Below are 17854 nucleotides of genomic sequence, written 5' to 3'. Positions count from 1 at the left end.
TGCTGCTAGCTCCTAATCAGGCTCATGACCTCCGCGCGGGAGGCCGCATTCTTCTTGAAACCACCGCGCACCGCGGAGGTTGTCGTGGTCGCTCCCGGCTTGCGGATGCCGCGCATGGCCATGCACAGGTGCTCGCACTCGATGACGACGATGACGGACTGCGCGTGGAGGACCTCCACCAGTGCATCGGCGATCTGGCTCGTGAGGCGCTCCTGCACCTGCGGGCGCTTGGCGTACATGTCCGCCAGGCGAGCCAGCTTGGACAGTCCAGTGACGTGGCCGTCGGGACCGGGGATGTAGCCGATGTGCGCCGTGCCATAGAAGGGCACGAGGTGATGCTCGCACGTGGAGTAGATGGGAATATCACGCACCAGGACAAGCTCTTGGTGCTCCTCGGCAAAGGTCTTGTGCAGGACCTCAGTCGGATCCTGGTGGAGTCCTGCGAAGACCTCGGCATAGGCGCGGGCCACGCGGGCCGGGGTCTCGCGCAGGCCCTCGCGGTCGGGGTCCTCGCCCACTGCGATGAGAAGCTCGCGGATGGCTGCTTCGGCGCGCTCGTGATCGAAGTCGTGTTGCGCCGGGATGTTATCGCTCATTGGTGTCGCCATCCTTGTATGGGTTGTTGCGGTATTCGTTCTCTCCCCAGCCGGGTGCTCCCCAGGAGTGATCCTCCGGCTTGGCATGGCGGCCGCGGCGTTCCGGTTCGCGCGGTTGCGGCTGGGCTTCCGGCTGCGGTGCAGCGGCATTCGGCACACGCGGAATCTCTTGGGTGTCCTCGTGGCTAGGGCCGGCCTGTTCTGGGGCCACGGTCTCCTCTTGCGCCCCATCGCTGGCGGCCTCGTCTGCGCTGAGCTCGCGGCCGGTGGGCTCGGTGATATCGGACTCGCCGAAGAAGGTATTGCCCTTCTCCGGATCCACAAAGTCGCCTGCGTGCTGGCCAAAGCTGAAGCCGATCTCCTCGACCGGCGCCGCCGATGTCGCGGCGGCGCCATCGGCCTCCCCGCCGTTTTCCTTCGCGCGCTCGAGCTCCGCGTGGCGGCGCGCACGGGCGGCACGGGAGGCGTCGAGAAGCGTCATGCGCTTCGGCAGCTCCTCACCGCGCTCCTGGGCAAGCTCCACCGGGGTCTTTACCGGCTCGCGGCCGGCCTGGCGCGGGAAGCGGGCGTCCTCGTTCGGGAAGACGTCGAAAGCCTCGCGCGGCTCAATGCCTTCGAAAATGCCCTCGAGGTCCGGGCGGCGCAGGGTTTCCTTCTCCAAGAGCATCTCGGCGAGCTTATCCAGGTAGTCGCGGTGCTCGGACAGGATGTCATAGGCCTGCTGGTGCGCGCGGTCCAGCAGGTAGGCCATCTGCTCATCAATCTTGGCGGCCACGGCATCCGAATAGTCGATGGAGCCACCGCCGCCGGCGGCATAGGCGAAGGGATCGCCCTGCTCCTTGCCGTACTTGACGGTTCCCAAATCCGGGCTGAAGCCATACTCCGTGATCATGGAGCGCGCAATCTTGGTGGCGTGCTCAATATCCGAAGAAGCGCCGGTGGTGGGTGCTCCGAACACGAGCTCTTCCGCGGCGCGCCCACCCATGGCAAAGACGAGGCGTGAGAACAACTCATCGCGGGTGTACATGCCCTTATCGTCTTCCTGCGCGGTCATGGCATGGCCGCCGGTGCGGCCGCGGGCCAAGATGGTCACCTTGTAGACGCGCTCGATATCCTTCAGCGCCCACGCGGACAGGGTGTGGCCGCCCTCGTGGTAGGCGGTGACCTTCTTCTCATGTTCGGAGATGATCTTGCCCTGGCGGCGCGGGCCGCCGACGACGCGGTCGGTGGCCTCCTCCAGCGCGTCATAGGTAATGACGTTGCCGCCGATGCGGGCGGTGAGCAGGGCAGCCTCGTTGAGCACGTTGGCCAAGTCCGCGCCGGACATACCGGCGGTGCGCTTGGCCAGCTGCGCCACATCCACTTCCTTAGCCAGCGGCTTGTCCTTGGCGTGCACGCGCAGGATTTGCTCGCGGCCGGCCAGGTCCGGGTTGGTCACCGGGATCTGGCGGTCGAAGCGTCCCGGGCGCAGAAGCGCCGGGTCCAGAATGTCGGGGCGGTTGGTCGCGGCGATGAGGATGACGCCTTCGCGGTCGCCGAAGCCATCCATCTCCACGAGCAGCTGGTTCAGCGTCTGCTCGCGCTCATCATGGCCACCGCCGGTGCCGGAACCACGCTGGCGACCCACAGCGTCAATCTCATCGACGAAGATGATGCACGGGCTGTTCTGCTTAGCCTGCTTGAACAGGTCACGCACGCGGGAGGCACCCACGCCGACGAACATCTCCACGAAGTCGGAGCCGGAAATGGAATAGAAAGGCACGCCAGCCTCGCCCGCGACCGCGCGGGCCAGAAGGGTCTTACCGGTACCCGGCGGGCCATAAAGCAGCACGCCGCGCGGGATCTTTGCGCCCAGCTCATGGTAGCGCTCCGGATCATCCAGGAAGTCCTTGATTTCCTGCAGCTCATCCACAGCTTCATCCGCGCCGGCCACATCCGCGAAGGTGTTGGTAGGCATGTCCTTGGTCAGCTCCTTCGCCTTGGAACCACCAATGCCGAACATGCCGCCCGCGCCCTGCTGCATGCGGGTCATCATCCAGAACAGCAGCGCGAAGAGAATCAGCATCGGCAGCAGGAAGCTGATCATGGAGCCAATGAAGGAATCCTGTGTGACCTTGGTCTGGTACTTATCCGCACCGGAATCCTTGACCGCGTTGAAGACCTGCTCGGAGGCGCGTGCCGGGTACTTGGCAATGACCTCTTCGATGCCCTCTTGCTCTTCTACCGTCACCGGCTTCTTGAGCTTGAGGCGCAGCTGTTGCTCGCGGTCATCGATCTGCGCTTCCTCAACGTTCTGTTCCGCCAACTGCTGCATGGCCACCGAGGTGTCAACCTGCTTGAAGCTGCGGGCATCATTGCTAAAGAACGTAAAGGCGTACAGCAGAATGAGAACGAGGCCCGCGATCGAGCCATAGCGAATGATGTTCTTATTTTTCATTAATTACCTTGCGAATTCGAGGCCTCATGGTGAGAGGACAAGAAAAGACTAGTCGTTGCTGTAGACCGCGGGGTCCAGCGTGCCCACGAAAGGAAGATCGCGATAGCGCTCCGCGAAATCCAGGCCATAACCCACGACGAACTCGTTAGGGATGTCAAAGCCCACGTCAAAAAGATCCAGCTCCGCCTTGACTACTTCGGGCTTGCGCAGCAGCGTGACCACTTCCAGGGAACGCGGCTGGCGGCCCTGCAGGTTGCGGATGAGCCAGGACAAGGTCAGGCCGGAGTCGATGATGTCCTCCACGATGAGCACATCGCGGCCCTCGATATCGCGGTCCAGATCTTTTAGAATCCGCACCACTCCCGAGGAGGAAGCCGAGTTACCGTAGGACGAGACCGCCATGAACTCCAGCTGGGAGGGGATGCTGAGCTTGCGGGCGAAGTCCGTCAGGAAGAAGACCGCGCCTTTGAGCACGCAGACCAAGATGAGGTCCTCGTCGGTGTTGCGGTATTTCTCGGCAACGCGGTCCGCCATCTCCTGGATGCGCGCCTGAAGATCGTCTTCGGCGATGAGAACGTTTTTGATGTCCTCTCCGTAGGGGTGGGCGGGGACGGCTGATTCATGGGTGTCGTGCACGTGAGCGCTCCTTTGCTGACCGAGGCAATAGTGACAGTTTGCCACCAACGCGTGCTACTTCCAACCTTGTACCTTTCTTTTCGCTGCGGACGGCGACGGGGCCTTGTCCATGCCAGCGCGTGCACAGGGCATCGATGCCGCGCACCGCCTCGCGCGTAACCTCCGCTCCTTCTTCGCGCAGCCACGCGGCGATCGCCCGGCGGCGCTTCGGTTCTGGAAGAACGGCCAGCTCGGTGCAGTCGGTGGTGGGGTGGGTGCTGAGGAGGGCGTCGTCAAGCGCGGCGTCGTGGGCTGCCTGGGCTAGGGCCGGGACGGGGTCTCCACCCACGATCTCCTGCAGTCGCGGGAGGATCTCGCGGCGCAGTGCTACGCGGCGGAAGGCCAGGTCCTGGTTCTGGGGGTCCTGCCAGACCTCCAGCCCCAGCTCCGCGCAGGCGGCCTCGGTCTGGGCGCGGCGCACGCTCAGTAGGGGCCGCAGGATGCGTACACCTTCCACCGCGGAGCGCTCGCGCATGCCCGCCACCCTCCCGCGGAGGGCGCTGAGCAGCAGGGTTTCAGCCTGGTCATCGGCGGTATGCGCCACCGCCACCTCAGCCCAAGGCGCGAAGGCACGGTACCGGGCGGCGCGGGCTTCGGCCTCGACGGAGCCTTGCTTGGCGACGTCCACCCGCAACACATCCGCTCCCGCCCCCAAGGCGCGGGCCTGCTCAGCAGCTCGGCGCGCCTGCGCGGCCGAGCCTTCCTGCAGACCGTGGTCGACGCACAGCGCTGTCACCTCGTGCCCCTCCGCGAGGAGTGCTGCGGTCAGCGCCAAGGAATCGGCGCCGCCGGATAGACCCACCGCTATGGCGCGTGGTTGCTCACCCACCACAGCGCGGACGGCGACGCGGCAGGCCAAGAAGTTGGGGCTTTTACGTGGCCAAAAAGGTTTCTTAGAAGTCATGAAGTGCGGCGGCGAGGGCGTCTTGGGCCTGACGGGCGGAGGTGACTTCGCCGTCGTTGACCAGGAAGGCGAAGGCGTAGACGCGGCCCGACTGGCCCTGGGCGGTACCGGTCAGCGCGGAAGTTCCCGTGAGGGTGCCGGTCTTGGCGCGAACAAATCCGCGCGCAGAAGAATCGTGATAGCACTCATAGAGGGTTCCTTCGCCACCGGCAAGAGGGAGGTAGCCCAAGAGCGGGCGAAGCTCGTCGGTGGCTACGGCTTGGTCCGCGATGTGGGCGAGGAGCCCAGCGGGAATGCGGTTATCGCGGGAGAGGCCGGAGCCGTCCTTGACGGTGACGCCGTTGACGTCGATGCCGGCGCCACGCAGCTCGTCGAGGATGGCCATCGTGGCGCCGTCGAAGCTTGCTTCCGTGCCCTGGCCGACGGCCAGCTCGCGGGCGATGGCCTCCGCCATGACGTTGTCTGAATACTTTATTGCTTCCTGGGCGCGCAGGGCCAGTGGCTCGGACTCGCTGGTGCCGAGGACCTCGGAATTCTCGGGGGCTGAGCTTAAGTCGGCTTTGTCGGCGCCCAGGCGGGCGGCCAGCGCGCGGGCTACATCGAGGGCAGGCTCGTGGGAGCGCGGAACGTCGCCGGTCTTTTCCCCAATGCGCCCGCCATAGAGCATGGCAGGCTGGATGGGAGCGACATAGCCGCCATCGATATTGTCATCGTCCCAGCCTGGTGCCTGGTCGGGACCGGCCCAGATGGAGGTGTCGATGGAGACTCGCGTGACGGTATCCATCTTCTGCTGGATCTGTTCCGCCAGCTCATCGAGACGCTCGTCCGTCAGCCAGACATCGCCGGCGGCCTTGATAACAACTTCGCCCTCGTGCGCACCTGCGACCACCTCGGTGGTGAGGCGCTCTTCCTCATCGAGAGCGAGTGTTGCTGCGGCGAGGGTGAGGACCTTAGTAGCGGAGGCCGGGGTCAGCGGCTTCGCGGGCTCGCGCTCCCACAGCACCTCGTGGGTGGTGGGGTCGATGACCTGCCCGCCGAAAGTAGCTAGAGCCTTGTCTTTGCCCAGCTCATCCAACCTGGCTTTGAGCGCAGCGGCGTCGAAATCGCCGGGCTCGACGGGCTGGACCAGTGTTGTGGGTTCTTCCTGCTTATAGGGCTGGCCGTGGTCCAGGTGATCGTAGGTGCGCTGGACTTCTACGCCCACGGCGGCCGTCGCCGCCACGGCACCAGCCGTGACGAGGGCCGCAGTACTCCACCAGACATGCTTAGCTTTCATCGCCCTTTAGACTAGCGCGGTAGACTAAGCGGAGCACATACCAACCTAATAGTTATGGAGGATTCAGCCGTGAGCGTTGAAGTAACCATCGAGATCCCTAAGGGCTCCCGCAACAAGTACGAGATCGACCACGAGACCGGCAAGGTCCACCTCGACCGCTACCTGTTCACCCCGATGGCCTACCCGGCTGACTACGGCTTCATCGACCACACCCTGGGTGAGGATGGCGACCCGCTGGACGCACTGGTCATCCTCCCGGAGCCGGTCTTCCCCGGCGTTGTCGTAGAGGCTCGTGTCCTCGGCGTGTTCAAGATGACCGACGAGGCCGGCGGCGACGACAAGCTGCTCGCCGTCGTCGATGACCCGCGCTGGGAGCGCTACCAGGACATCAACGATGTGGAGCAGCACATCAAGGATGAGATCGAGCACTTCTTCACCCGCTACAAGGACCTGGAGCCGAACAAGGAAGTAACCGGCTCCGGCTGGGGCGACAAGGCTGAGGCAGAGAAGATCCTCGAGGAAGCGAAGGCTCGCTTCAAGTAAGCCGCTGCTTCCGCGTGCCAGCTAGAGCACTGTCAGGTACGTTTTGGTAAATAAGGGCTGAAAACCTACCAGTTTTTCGCCACTATTTGCGAAAACGTACCTTTTTCGTTCCGGGGGGAACATTGATTGAGATTTATCGGGGACGCGATGTCTCCCGCGGGGCTCGGCGCAAGGGAGCCATCAAGATTGCGAATGGCTTTTACCTCTCAAAGGAGCCAACACCGCTTCAGCTAGCACAAATCATGTCGCGTGAATGGCCTGACTTAGCGCTTGACGGCTATTCCGCCGCTCGCCGGTACTTAGAACAGCCCCTTCAATTCCCGCTCGAGTTTATTCGCGACTCCACTCTCCCATCGAGCACGTACTTTCGCAGTCGGCGGGCGCGCCCCAAGGCACTGGGCAGCATGAACGGAGTCAATGTATGTAGTCCCCTGCAATGCATTGAGACGATGGCGCAGGAGGATGCCGTAGCCTTCATCGAAGCCTTCTTCGCCGGGCCGCACGGACGCTCGCGCATCGAGACCGAACAGCTGGACTTTCGCCGCCTGCCCAAGCACACGCGTGAAATCCTAGAGAAGGCCATCGTTGGGGCGGATAGCAAGCCGGAGCGCGACCTCACCCGGGGTCTCGAGCCGCACGTCAAGGTCCGCAACAACGTGCGGGTTGGGTCCTACCGCTGGGACTTGGTGCTAGAGGAGTACAAGGTGGCCATCGAGGTGGACGGCTATGCCTATCACAAAGGCGAGAACCGGCAGCGTTTCGAAATCGACCGCCAGAAGCTTAACGACGCCATCCAGCGCGGCTACCGGCCCCTCCACTTCACCGCCGCCACGATTGAGCACCACCTCGACGTCGCTGTGCACCAGGTGCTCGCGGTCATACAAGGGCGGGGTGAGTTCGTGCCTCCGCCGTGGAAGTGGCACCACTACTGGCGGTGGGAAGGCGAGCGTTGGGCAGGCTAGCGTTGCAGCTGTTCAGCCGCAACGTGCCGACAACGAACTGGGCTGACTAACGCTGCGGCTTACTAACACTGCAGCTAACTAACTACAGTGGGAAGCGAGCCAAGAGTCGAGCTCGGATTCGGGAGCGTCCGGAGCGATGGGATCTTCGGCGAATTCCTCGCCCGTGCGCGCCTTGTCCTTGGCCGTGGTGAGCATGAGTGAGCGGCCGTCCGGATAATCCAGGGCCACGTTGGCGGAAGCATAGCCGGCAGTCGGCTCACCGAAGGTGCGTACGTTATCCAGTCCACGGAAGGCCAGTAGGGTGGCTTCGGCGGAGGAGGCGGTCTCACCGTCGGTCAGCACGGCGACAGGGACGTCGAGCTTGCCACCCGACGTGGTGGTGGGCGTACCTCCGCCGGTCACGGAGTTTCCGTCGATGACCACGTCAGTTGTGCCCATACGGCTGACGAAGGAGAGCGCGGTGCCATCCGGTAGCAGGGGGCTTAAGCCCGCATACATCGGCCCCATGTCGCCGCCGTCATTGCCCCGCAGATCCACCACGGCAGCGCAGGCCTCCGGCTGCGCGGTCAGGCCCTGAGCAAGCGTGTCGGCGTAGGCCTGGCCGTCATCGTGGCGGCCGATGGAGGGCACGGTCGCGCGCAGGACGCCGTCCTCGAAGTCGACCGAAGGCTCGGTGCTTTCGGCGGCCTTTTCCTTTTCGGTGCTAAAGACCTTGGAGTGCTTGCCGCCGGCGGCGTTGATGGCAGCATCGAGGAGCTCGGTGTTCGTGGGGTCCTCCTTGAAGGCCTCGCGTGCGCGCTGGAATTCCTCACTTTCGCCATAGATTCCGGAGAGCGCTGCGGTATCCACCATCGCGGTATTAATGCGCTTCTCGCTGGCATTAAAAAGAAACACGGGTTTTCCGAAGAATGCCCCGCCATAGGAGGGGCCGAAGAAATACACGGCCGCAGCCACGGCGATGAGGGCAACGAGAAAAAGTCCGCCGAAGATTTTCAGTACAGTTTTCATTCTTTTCTCCCTCCGGTTCGCAGCACGTAGCCGCGCAGGGGCTCAACAAGGATAATGGCAAGCAGCGTGACCAGCCAGCCCACGGCTAGGAATCCGAAGGCCATGAGCAGACGGCCAAGAACGTCGACATCGCTTTGCTCGACACTGGAGAAGAACATCAGCGAGGCGATCCCACCGCCGAAGAGGAAGCCGAAGAAGCTCAATCCCACCACAGGCCCCATGATGGTCAGAGCACCAGAGCGGAACTGGAAGCCGCGCGGCACTCCCATGAGATCCAGGGAGCGGATGAGTTCCTTGTCTTCGAAGATGCCGGAGACCTGCCCCAGAATGATGGACATGGTGGTCAGCGTGAAGCCGAAGATGAGGGTTAATAAGACACCGGTGGAGATGTCCTTAAACACCACGTTCATCCCCGGGTCCTCTTTGAGAACCATGGCCAAGGCATCAGAGCCCAAGGGGGCGGCAACGAGGAAGCCCGCCAAGTAGCCGAAGAACGCGATGGCCGCACTTCGCTTCCATGCCGGGCGTGCATTGCCCGCCACTCGCTGGCAGGCCACGAAGTGCGCGGTGCCAGGAAAGAGAGACATGATGTGTGCGCCGAGCTGCAAGATAAAAGGGGAAATGAGGTTGATGCTCATCACCATGCCAAACATGACCACGATGACCATGGCGGTCGGCGGGCCCGCCTTTCCGGAGAGCAACACACCACCGATACCCGCGATGATGAGGAAGACGATGACGCGCCACCAACGATAGGCCGCGGGCATCTGGCGCTTGGCCACCCCCAGGGGGCTCACGCGCACGCGCTGCATGCCGACGAGTGCCGCACCGATAGCCAACACAAAGAGCACACCGGCCACGGCTAGATAGCCCCACCACGGGAGAAGAATCTCGGATACAGCAATAGAACGCATCTGGAAGTCCACCTGCGTAAAGACCGGCGCGATGAGCAGGCTGATCAGCCCACCGAGCACGATGCCGATGATGGCTTGCAGGCCCGTCTCCACGATGGCCATGCGCTCCACCTGGCGGGAGCTCAACCCCAGAAGACGCAGGGTGGCCAGGCGCTGCTCCCGGCCGGAGGCGCCGAGGACGGCGGCTTGGGCTGTGAGGTTAAACAGCGCCGGAAGAATGAAGGCGCAGGCCAGCAGGGCCAGGGCAAACCAAGGATAAAGAAAGGCCTCCATCTCGTTGCCGAAGGCCTCCTTGAGCGCGGGCGCGGCCTCCTCGACGTGCTGGGCGCGCTCCCAAAACATCCACGTACCGCCCGCGACGAGGAAGGCAATGGCGGAACCAATGGTCAGGCTCACAATAGCCAACAAAGAAACGATTCCCGTTCCGGAGCGCGCGCGAATGGATTCGCGTTGCAGGTCAAAGACTAAAGTCGCGGTGTTCATCGAATCACCTCGAGGCGGCGGTCATCGTGGATGATGCCATCGCGAATCTCCACGCGGCGCTGCATCCAGTCGGCCACCTTCGGGTCGTGCGTGACCATGACCAGGCTCGCCCCGGACTGGCGCACGATGGTGGTCAGCATCTGCATGACCTCGTGACCCGTGGATTGGTCCAGCGCACCGGTGGGCTCGTCGGCGAAGACCACGCCCGGATTGGCCACCAGCGCACGCGCGATAGTCACGCGCTGCGCCTGGCCACCGGACACCTGCGCAGGGCGGCGCTCCGCCAGACCGCCCAATCCCAGCTGGTCCAGCAGCTCCATCGCGCGCTTGCGTGCAGCACCGCGCGAAACGCCGTTAAGCATCGCGGGCAGCGCCACGTTATCCACGTTGCTCAGCTCCGGCAGCAATTGGCCATCCTGGAAGACGAAGCCGAAGTTGCGCAGGCGGAGGCGGGATCGGGGGCCGTCGCCAAGCGCGGAGAGCTCCTCATCTCCGTAGCGCACGCTGCCGTGCGTGGGGGTCAGCACGCCGGACATGCAATGCAGCAGCGTGGACTTACCGGAGCCGGATGGCCCCATGACGGCCACGAGCTCGCCCGGTTCAACGTCGAGGGAGATTCCGGCGAGCACCGGGCCGCCGCCGAAATCCTTGGTGATGTCTGTCAGGGAAAGTGTCTGTGCCATGTCTCTCATTCCACCGTGAAGGGCCCGCAGAAAGAACAGCCCTAGCGTTGCTCTTTACGGTAGTGCCAGCACTACCCCTGTAGTCGGTGGCGCCCGTTATGCTGAAAGCCGTGTTCCGAAGAAAGCCCCAGCCCGCCAACCATGAGCAACAGCAAGCACAGAAGATTGCGCAGCTCACGGCCTCGCGCCGCGCCATCGCGGATGCCTATGAGGTGGAGCGCGCACGCATCGAGCGCGACCTGCACGACGGCGCGCAGCAATACCTCGTGGCCGCGAGCATGAAGTTGGGAGAGGCACTTCTCGACGCCCCCGCAGACCTCGCCGAGCTGCTCACCGCCGCCAAGCAGGACGTGGACCGCGGCCTGCACTCCCTGCGTGCCACGGTGCACGGCATCCACCCGCAGGTCCTGCAGGATCATGGTTTGGTGGCCGCGCTTGCCGACGCTGCTTCTTCCCACGGCCCCCACGTCAGCGTCTTCGCCCCGCATCCTTTGCCAAAACTCTCCGCTTCCGTGCTGGCCTGCGGCTACTTCTTCGGCACGGAAGCTCTGACGAATGCGGCCAAGCACGCGCCCGGCGCGCCGGTTTCCGTTTTAGTGACCGCAGATGCCTCTTTAAAAATCACCGTGGTGGATGAGGGGCCGGGCGGCGCGCAGGTTGTACAAGGTCACGGCCTAGCGGGGATGGCCGAGCGCCTCGCCGCTTTCGGCGGAGAGATGACTTTATCGTCTCCCCCGGGCGGGCCCACGAGGCTGGCGTGCTCGATTCCTCTTCTTCTCGATCGCGGACAGTCAGGAGTGTAAGAAATGAGTTTGAGAATCGTGGTGGCGGATGATTCCGCCATTCTGCGTGAGGGTCTCGCCGGCCTTCTGGAGCGCCGCGGGCATTCGATTGTGGGCCAGGCGGATTCTGCGCCGGCGCTCGAGGCGGTGGTGGACAAGCTGCGCGATGAGCTGCCGGATATCGTCATCACGGACGTGCGCATGCCACCGGCCATGGGCGATGACGGTTTGAAAGCCGCCGTGAACTTGAGAAATGCCTACCCGGGCTTACCCGTCATGGTGCTCTCCCAGTATGTAGCCCCCGCATACGCGGTGGAGCTCTTCGACTCCCCTGATGCCGGGACCGGCTACCTTTTGAAAGACCGCGTCTCCGAGGTGCGGGACTTCCTCTCCAGCTTGGACGTGGTGGCCCAGGGCGGTACCGTCATCGATCCCACCGTGGCGCAGGCCCTCATGAGTTCTGGGCGCAGCGGCTTGGGCGAACTCACCCCGCGCGAGCGCGAGGTGCTCGAATTGATGTCGCGCGGCAAGTCCAACAAGGACATCGCCGCCGAGCTCGTCCTGTCTTCCGCCGCGGTGGCCAAGCACGTCTCCAATATCTTCACCAAGCTGCGTTTAGATCCCAGCGAAGACAACCGCCGCGTCAAGGCAATCTTGGAGTATCTCTCCGCGCACCGCTAAACCGGCCGCTGCCGTTTTGACCCCGTACTCCACACGGGTAGCAGCTGTATGCTTTCGCCCCTCGAGCACGTTATCTTGACTACGTTCACGGTAAATAAGGCCCAAATTTTCGCGATTTTTCGGCCTTATTTACCGTGAACGACATCACCCCCTCGCACACTCACACAAAGAACCGGTGCCACATCCACGGCGGGTCCAGATACCGTTTCGTCCCTTGTGCCACCCCGCGCACCTGCTCCACCACCTTGTCTAGATGATGCTCAATCGTGGTCGCGGTGAAGTGGAGGGGCGTGTAGCCGCGATGCACCACATCATTCAACTTTTGGCGGTCAAGCTCGAACTGCCGGCGGTTTTCCCCGCGGTGATAAGCGTAGCCGTCGACCTCGATGGCAATCTTGTGCTCTTCTAAAAGGAGATCCCACCGGTAGGGGCCAATTTTCGCGTTGTTGAGCACCTTAAAGAAGGGCTCCAGTGCACGAGTAAGGGCCCGCTCGGGCACACTATCCGCACCGATGACTGCTTTCTCTAACACTCGCCGAGTGTGTTGCGGGAACCGCCGAAAGTCCATGGAGAGCGACTTCAGCCGCTTTTCCGCGTCCCTACCAGATAAGAACGTTTCCAGGAACTTCACCGCGTGCTTTTCTTCTATGGCCTCCACCGCCTGCAGTGGATTACAGACGTTTATCCCGTCATAGGGGAATACCCCCTTTGGGCGGGCACGGCGACCGACATAAAAGCGCGTATCCTCTAAGCCTTTTTCGCGAATGAGCTGCAGTGGAAAGCCAGGTTTCCGCTCAAGAAGCACCATCGCTGCGGAGTATCCGTCCAACGCACTGTCTGGCCAATGCCGGCTGAGCACCTGCGCTAGCTCGTATGCCGTTGGTTCACGCGGTAGGTACAGCCCCCGCGTAATTTTGATCGCCTCACCTTTGGCCGCTGCCGCTGCGCCTGCGCGGCCGACAATCTCCTCCATTTAGCCCCCTCCGATTGATTACCCCACCCCGTACTCCTCACAGTAAAGTGCCCCAACCAGTCCCGCAAGAAAACCCCGTAAGCTGGTGCGCATGCAGAACGTACAACCCACTGAAGTACCTGAAAGCGCCCAGCTCATCGACGTCCGCGAGGGCCACGAGTGGAACACTGAGCATGCCCAAGGCGCCACGCACATCCCGATGGGAGACCTCGTAGAGCGCCTCGACGAGATTGACCCAGACCGCGATATCTACGTCATCTGCCATGCAGGCGGGCGCAGCATGCAGGTCTGCCAGTACCTCGAGCACGCGAAAGGCTGGGACGTCATCAATGTCGAGGGCGGCACGGACGCATGGAAGGCCCAAGGCCGCCCCATGGTTTACCCAAACTAGTGGGCCATAACCCATGATTTAAGTTTGCTACGGTAGGCGCGTAGTATCGTCGGCATGCCTACCTTTAACTCCGTATCGATTCCCACCTCGCTCCTAGAGTCCCCCTCCTTCCAGCTGGAGCGCCTCCGCCGCCGCACCCGCGAAGGCGTCGAGGCCGCACTACAAACGCAGAAGACCACCCTGCGCGAGTACTGGGTTCTCACCTGCCTGGTTGCGGAAGCCGCGTCCTCCCAGTCCGCACTATCGGAAACCTTGGCCATTGACGCTTCCGACATGGTGCGCCTGCTGGATTCACTGGAGTCTCGCAATTGGGTTAAGCGTGAGCGTGACTCCAAGGACCGCCGCCGCCAAATCATTGCCTCCACCAAGAAAGGCGTGAAGGCGCACAAAGAGCTCACCGTTTTGGTAGCGAAGGCCGAGGACGAAGCCCTCGACGCGTCCACCAACAAGCAGCTCAAGCACCTGCGCAAACTGGCCACCGCCATCATCGCGGCGGACACACCTGCCGATACAGAAAGCAGTGATGCTTAAATGACGGAACCCGATAATCTTCCCAGTACAGGGGGCCGCCATGCCCTACACACAGACGAGCCCGAGACCCCGGTAATGCCCGAGGTCCCCAAGCACTACCTCCTTGGTGATGAGGCCGCACCGGCGCGCACCCTCTGGGACATCGTTAAGACCACAGCAGAGCACTTCCCCGAGGCTGCTGCCCTCGACGACGGTGAAATCCTCACCTACGCCGAGCTGCTTGCCGACGTCTCCGCATGGGCCACCGAACTCCACGCCAGCGGTGTGCGCCGTGGCGACCGCATCGGCATCCGCATGACCTCGGGCAAGCGCGAGCTCTACCTGGCTATCCTGGCCACGCTCGCCGCCGGCGCGGCCTACGTGCCCGTCGATGCCGACGACCCCGATGAGCGCGCCGAGATGGTCTTCGGCGAGGCCGATATCGATGGTGTGTTCACCGACGAAGGTTTCCGCATGTTGCGGGAGGGCGGGGCGCGGATGGCGCGCCCCGCGTTCGACGAAAAGGATGGCGGTGGAGATGGCGTCCCCTTCGAGGAACCGCGACCCGAAGACACCGCGTGGATCATCTTCACCTCCGGCTCAACGGGTAAGCCCAAGGGCGTGGCCGTAAGCCACCGCTCCGCGGCCGCCTTCGTTGATGCCGAGGCTGCCCTCTTTTTGGTGGATAGCCCGCACGGTCCGCTCGGTCCGGAGGACCGCGTCCTGGCTGGCCTTTCTGTAGCCTTCGATGCCTCCTGCGAGGAAATGTGGCTGGCCTGGGGCCACGGTGCCTGCTTGGTTCCGGCCCCGCGCTCGCTGGTGCGCTCCGGCATGGACTTAGGTCCCTGGCTGATTCGCCGTGACATCACGGTGGTCTCCACCGTCCCAACCTTGGCCGGCCTCTGGCCCGCCGAGGCCCTGGACAACATCCGCCTCCTCATCGTCGGCGGCGAAGCCTGCTCCCAAGAGCTCACGGACCGCCTGGCCACCGAGGACCGCGAGATGTGGAATACCTACGGCCCCACCGAGGCCACGGTCGTGGCCTGCGCGCAGCGCATGCTGCCGGGCAAGCCCGTGTCGATTGGGTTGCCGCTGAAGGGCTGGGACCTGGTGGTCGTCGACAAGCACGGCGTCCCCGTGAACATCGGTGAGGTGGGCGAGCTCGTCATCGGTGGTGTGGGCCTGGCTGCTTACCTGGACCCGGTGAAGGATGCGGAGAAGTACGCGCCGCTGGAGTCCCTGGGCTGGGAGCGCGCCTACCGCACCGGTGACCACGTGCGCCTGGAAGAGGACGGCCTGTACTTTGTGGGTCGCGTCGATGACCAGGTCAAGATTGGTGGCCGCCGCATCGAACTCGGTGAGGTCGAAGCTAACGTCGCCGCGTTGCCGAACGTGTACAACTCCGCCGTGGCCGTGCAGAAGACACCGGGCGGCGAGTCCGTGCTCGTCGGCTACGTCTCCCTGGATGACCCGGATGCCGGCTTCGACCACGAGGCCGCGCACGCCCGCCTGGCGGAGTCCATGCCGGCAGCGCTCGTCCCGCGCATCTGCGTCATGGAGGAGCTACCGATTCGCACCTCCGGCAAGGTGGATAAGAAAGCCCTGCCGTGGCCGCTGCCGGGAGTGGGCGTGGAGGCAGACGGCCTCAACCCCACCGAGCAGTGGCTGGCGGAGCTGTGGGTGGACACCCTGGGTGTTTCCGTGGAGGACGTCAACGCTGATTTCTTCTCCCTCGGCGGCACCTCGCTGGCCGCGGCGACCTTGGTCGGCCGCATCCGCGAGCGCTTCCCCACCGTGGCCGTGCGCGATCTCTACGACCACCCGCGCCTGGGTTCCCTGGCGGAGCAGCTTGCCGGTGCCGAGTCCGTCGAGGACGCCGGACCCGCACGCGAGGTGAAGCCCGTCGGCGCCGGCACGCGCCTCGCGCAAACACTCATCCAGATCCCCGTGATGACGCTGGCCGCCACGACGTGGCTGGCCTGGCTGCTGCTGGGCTCCAACCTGGCGAACCTGCTGGGCGTGGAGTGGGCCATGACCACGCCATGGTGGCTGGTCATCCTCCTTATCGTCATCTTTGTCACCCCCATCGGCCGCATCCCCATCGGCGGTTTCGGCGCGCGGCTTATCACCGCCGGGATTAAACCCGGCGACTATCCGCGCGGTGGCTCAACACACCTGCGTATTTGGGCAGCGGAACGCTGGGCCGATGCTTCTGGCTCGCGCTCGATTGCGGGCGCGACGTGGGTCAATAACTATGCCCGCGCGCTGGGAGTGAAGATGGGCCGCGGAGTGGACCTGCACTCGCTGCCTCCTGTAACGGGTCTGCTAACCCTGGGCAAGCACGCCGCGATTGAGCCCGAGGTCGATCTCTCCGGCTACTGGCTCGACGGCGATATCCTGCGCGTCGGCGCCATTGAGGTCAAGGAAGGTGCTCGCGTGGGCGCGCGCTCGACGCTGCTTCCAGGCACCGTCGTGGGCAAGGATGCCCACGTCGAGGCCGGCTCCACCGTCACTGGGCGCAAGAAGATCAAGGACGGTCAGCGCTGGTCCGGATCTCCTGCCAAGAAGGTGGGCCGCTCCAAGCATCGCTTCCCGTCGCATGCCCCGAAGCGCCGCCCGTGGTGGGTAGCCATCTACGGCGCTACTTCTATCTTGCTGGCCCTCCAGCCCATCGTGGCGCTGGCCGTGGGTGCTGCCGTGGTCGTTGCCCTCATCGCGGTGACCGAGGGCTCTGCCTTCGTCGGCTCTATCTTCTTCGCCCCGCTGGGCGCGCTTGCGGCATTCGCCACCTTCATGCTGCAGACCTGGCTGGGCGTGCGCATCCTCTCGCTGGGCATCAAGCCCGGTGTGGCACCGGTGCGCTCCGCCAAGGGCTGGCGCCTGTGGGCCATCGAACGCCTCATGGACGAGGCCCGCACGCAGCTCTTTCCCATCTATGCCTCGCAGCTCACCCCAGCGTGGCTGCGTTCCTTGGGCGCGACGATTGGCAAGGACGTGGAGATTTCCACGGCCGTCATGGTTCCCAAGCTCACCGAGGTCAAGGACGGTGCGTTCCTGGCGGATGACACCATGATCGGCGGCTATGAGCTCGGTGGCGGGTGGATGCTCACGGGTGAGACCAAGGTGGGCAAGCGTTCCTTCGTGGGCAACTCCGGCATCACCGGACCCGGACGCAAACTATCGAAGAACTCGCTGGTTGCCGTGCTCTCCTCGACGCCGAAGAAGACCAAGTCCGGTGCCAACTGGTGGGGTTCCCCGCCGGAGCGCATGCGCCGCGTGGAGGCCCACGTGGACGGTGTGGAGGGCGAATCCCTCACCTATAACCCGGGCTTTGGGGTCAAGGCCGCGCGTGGTGCGATTGAAACCATGCGCCTGCTGGCTCCGATGACCTCGGCCATGTTGCTGGCGGGCACGTTGGCATCGCTCTACGCTCTTGCCGACGCCCTCGGCATCGCCACCGCCTGGGCCCTCGGCGGCCTCATCCTCATGGTGGCGGGCGCCATCGCGATGGCGATCACCGTGGCGGTCAAGTGGATCTGCGTGGGCACGCAGACCGCTGGCGATCACCCTCTGTGGTCCGCCTTCGTGTGGCTCAACGAGCTACAGGACACCTTCGTGGAGGCGGTGGCCGCCCCGTGGTTCTTTACTCACACCTATGGCATGGGCGAAATCAACCAGGGCCTGCGCGCGCTGGGCGTGACGATTGGCCGCGGCGCCTGGATCGATTCCTACTGGTTCCCGGAGACGGACCTGTGCTTTGTGGGCGAAGGCGCGTCCGTCGGCCCGGGCACCGTGGTGCAAACGCACCTCTTCCAGGACCGCGTCATGAGCCTAGATACCGTCACCATCAAGGCCGGCGCTACCCTGGGCTCGCATTCGGTGGCGCTGCCGGCCTCGGTCATCGGCAGCGTGGCAACGGTTGGCCCCGGCTCCTTGGTGATGCGTGGCGACCAGGTTCCGAGCAACTCCGAGTGGCAGGGAAACCCTATCGAGCCCTGGAAGAAATAGATAAAAAAATAAAGGAGGCGGCAGGTTT

Annotated in this window: 16 protein-coding genes; 7 read left to right on the top strand and 9 right to left on the bottom strand. The window is 63.9% G+C overall.

Features of this window, described 5'->3' with window-relative positions; genetic code table 11:
- Window positions 1-5 precede the first annotated feature (5 nt).
- Genes folE through dacB form a run of 5 tightly spaced genes read right to left on the bottom strand, consistent with a single transcriptional unit; the run spans window position 6 to window position 5888 of the window.
- Entirely contained in the window at window positions 6-596 is a 591-nt protein-coding gene (gene folE, locus HMPREF2896_RS04900) for a GTP cyclohydrolase I FolE (protein ID WP_070445888.1), read from the bottom strand.
- The gene (gene ftsH, locus HMPREF2896_RS04895) at window positions 586-3033 is read right to left on the bottom strand and encodes an ATP-dependent zinc metalloprotease FtsH (RefSeq protein WP_070718183.1); all 2448 of its coding nucleotides are present in this window, start codon (window positions 3031-3033) and stop codon (window positions 586-588) included. Before ftsH ends, folE begins: the two co-directional genes overlap by 11 nt.
- A 48-nt stretch (window positions 3034-3081) precedes the next feature.
- The gene (hpt, locus tag HMPREF2896_RS04890; RefSeq protein WP_070645541.1) at window positions 3082-3669 is read right to left on the bottom strand and encodes a hypoxanthine phosphoribosyltransferase; all 588 of its coding nucleotides are present in this window, start codon (window positions 3667-3669) and stop codon (window positions 3082-3084) included.
- A complete protein-coding gene (gene tilS, locus HMPREF2896_RS04885) occupies window positions 3653-4612 on the bottom strand; it encodes a tRNA lysidine(34) synthetase TilS (protein WP_083311452.1) in 960 nt (319 codons plus the stop codon). The genes hpt and tilS overlap by 17 nt, the downstream gene beginning before the upstream one ends.
- On the bottom strand, window positions 4602-5888 hold the full coding sequence (gene dacB / locus HMPREF2896_RS04880; RefSeq protein WP_070718178.1) for a D-alanyl-D-alanine carboxypeptidase/D-alanyl-D-alanine endopeptidase: 1287 nt from the start codon (window positions 5886-5888) through the stop codon (window positions 4602-4604). Before dacB ends, tilS begins: the two co-directional genes overlap by 11 nt.
- Window positions 5889-5957: 69 nt before the next feature.
- Here dacB and HMPREF2896_RS04875 point away from each other — a divergent pair, with 69 nt between their 5' ends.
- Together HMPREF2896_RS04875 and HMPREF2896_RS04870 are read left to right on the top strand one after the other, a co-directional pair.
- Complete coding sequence (locus HMPREF2896_RS04875) at window positions 5958-6431, top strand: inorganic diphosphatase (RefSeq protein ID WP_010188812.1); 474 nt, start codon at window positions 5958-5960, stop codon at window positions 6429-6431.
- Window positions 6432-6835: 404 nt separating this feature from the next.
- Window positions 6836-7393 carry an endonuclease domain-containing protein gene (locus HMPREF2896_RS04870; RefSeq protein ID WP_246817308.1) on the top strand — a complete coding sequence of 186 codons (558 nt, stop codon included), beginning with the start codon at window positions 6836-6838 and terminating at the stop codon, window positions 7391-7393.
- 78 nt (window positions 7394-7471) lie between these two features.
- Here the strand turns inward: HMPREF2896_RS04870 and HMPREF2896_RS04865 are convergent, their stop codons facing one another.
- From HMPREF2896_RS04865 to HMPREF2896_RS04855, 3 genes are read right to left on the bottom strand one after another with little or no spacing between them, the layout of a single operon-like run.
- Window positions 7472-8401 (bottom strand): S41 family peptidase, encoded by a 930-nt coding sequence (locus HMPREF2896_RS04865; RefSeq protein ID WP_070718173.1) that lies wholly within the window; start codon window positions 8399-8401, stop codon window positions 7472-7474.
- On the bottom strand, window positions 8398-9798 hold the full coding sequence (locus HMPREF2896_RS04860) for an FtsX-like permease family protein (RefSeq protein WP_070718170.1): 1401 nt from the start codon (window positions 9796-9798) through the stop codon (window positions 8398-8400). Before HMPREF2896_RS04860 ends, HMPREF2896_RS04865 begins: the two co-directional genes overlap by 4 nt.
- Window positions 9795-10481 (bottom strand): ABC transporter ATP-binding protein, encoded by a 687-nt coding sequence (locus tag HMPREF2896_RS04855; protein ID WP_070718167.1) that lies wholly within the window; start codon window positions 10479-10481, stop codon window positions 9795-9797. The genes HMPREF2896_RS04860 and HMPREF2896_RS04855 overlap by 4 nt, the downstream gene beginning before the upstream one ends.
- A 98-nt stretch (window positions 10482-10579) precedes the next feature.
- Between HMPREF2896_RS04855 and HMPREF2896_RS04850 the strand changes: the two genes are divergently transcribed.
- Together HMPREF2896_RS04850 and HMPREF2896_RS04845 are read left to right on the top strand one after the other, a co-directional pair.
- Window positions 10580-11284: a sensor histidine kinase gene (locus HMPREF2896_RS04850; protein ID WP_070718164.1), complete on the top strand. Its 705-nt coding sequence runs from the start codon at window positions 10580-10582 to the stop codon at window positions 11282-11284.
- Between the two features lie 3 nt (window positions 11285-11287).
- Window positions 11288-11944, top strand: a complete 657-nt coding sequence (locus HMPREF2896_RS04845) for a LuxR C-terminal-related transcriptional regulator (RefSeq protein WP_070645531.1) — start codon at window positions 11288-11290, stop codon at window positions 11942-11944.
- 160 nt (window positions 11945-12104) lie between these two features.
- Here the strand turns inward: HMPREF2896_RS04845 and HMPREF2896_RS04840 are convergent, their stop codons facing one another.
- Window positions 12105-12917, bottom strand: a complete 813-nt coding sequence (locus HMPREF2896_RS04840; protein WP_070718163.1) for an endonuclease domain-containing protein — start codon at window positions 12915-12917, stop codon at window positions 12105-12107.
- Between the two features lie 91 nt (window positions 12918-13008).
- Here HMPREF2896_RS04840 and HMPREF2896_RS04835 point away from each other — a divergent pair, with 91 nt between their 5' ends.
- From HMPREF2896_RS04835 to HMPREF2896_RS04825, 3 genes are read left to right on the top strand one after another with little or no spacing between them, the layout of a single operon-like run.
- Entirely contained in the window at window positions 13009-13308 is a 300-nt protein-coding gene (locus HMPREF2896_RS04835; protein WP_070718264.1) for a rhodanese-like domain-containing protein, read from the top strand.
- Window positions 13309-13362: 54 nt separating this feature from the next.
- Window positions 13363-13839 (top strand): MarR family winged helix-turn-helix transcriptional regulator, encoded by a 477-nt coding sequence (locus tag HMPREF2896_RS04830; RefSeq protein WP_070546251.1) that lies wholly within the window; start codon window positions 13363-13365, stop codon window positions 13837-13839.
- The gene (locus tag HMPREF2896_RS04825; RefSeq protein WP_070718160.1) at window positions 13840-17826 is read left to right on the top strand and encodes a Pls/PosA family non-ribosomal peptide synthetase; all 3987 of its coding nucleotides are present in this window, start codon (window positions 13840-13842) and stop codon (window positions 17824-17826) included.
- Window positions 17827-17854 lie beyond the last annotated feature (28 nt).

The sequence above is a fragment of the Corynebacterium sp. HMSC069E04 genome, assembly GCF_001813175.1.
GTDB classification, from domain to species: domain Bacteria; phylum Actinomycetota; class Actinomycetes; order Mycobacteriales; family Mycobacteriaceae; genus Corynebacterium; species Corynebacterium aurimucosum.
Note: the sequence above shows the minus strand (reverse complement) of the source record. Positions and strands in the feature narration are given on the sequence as shown.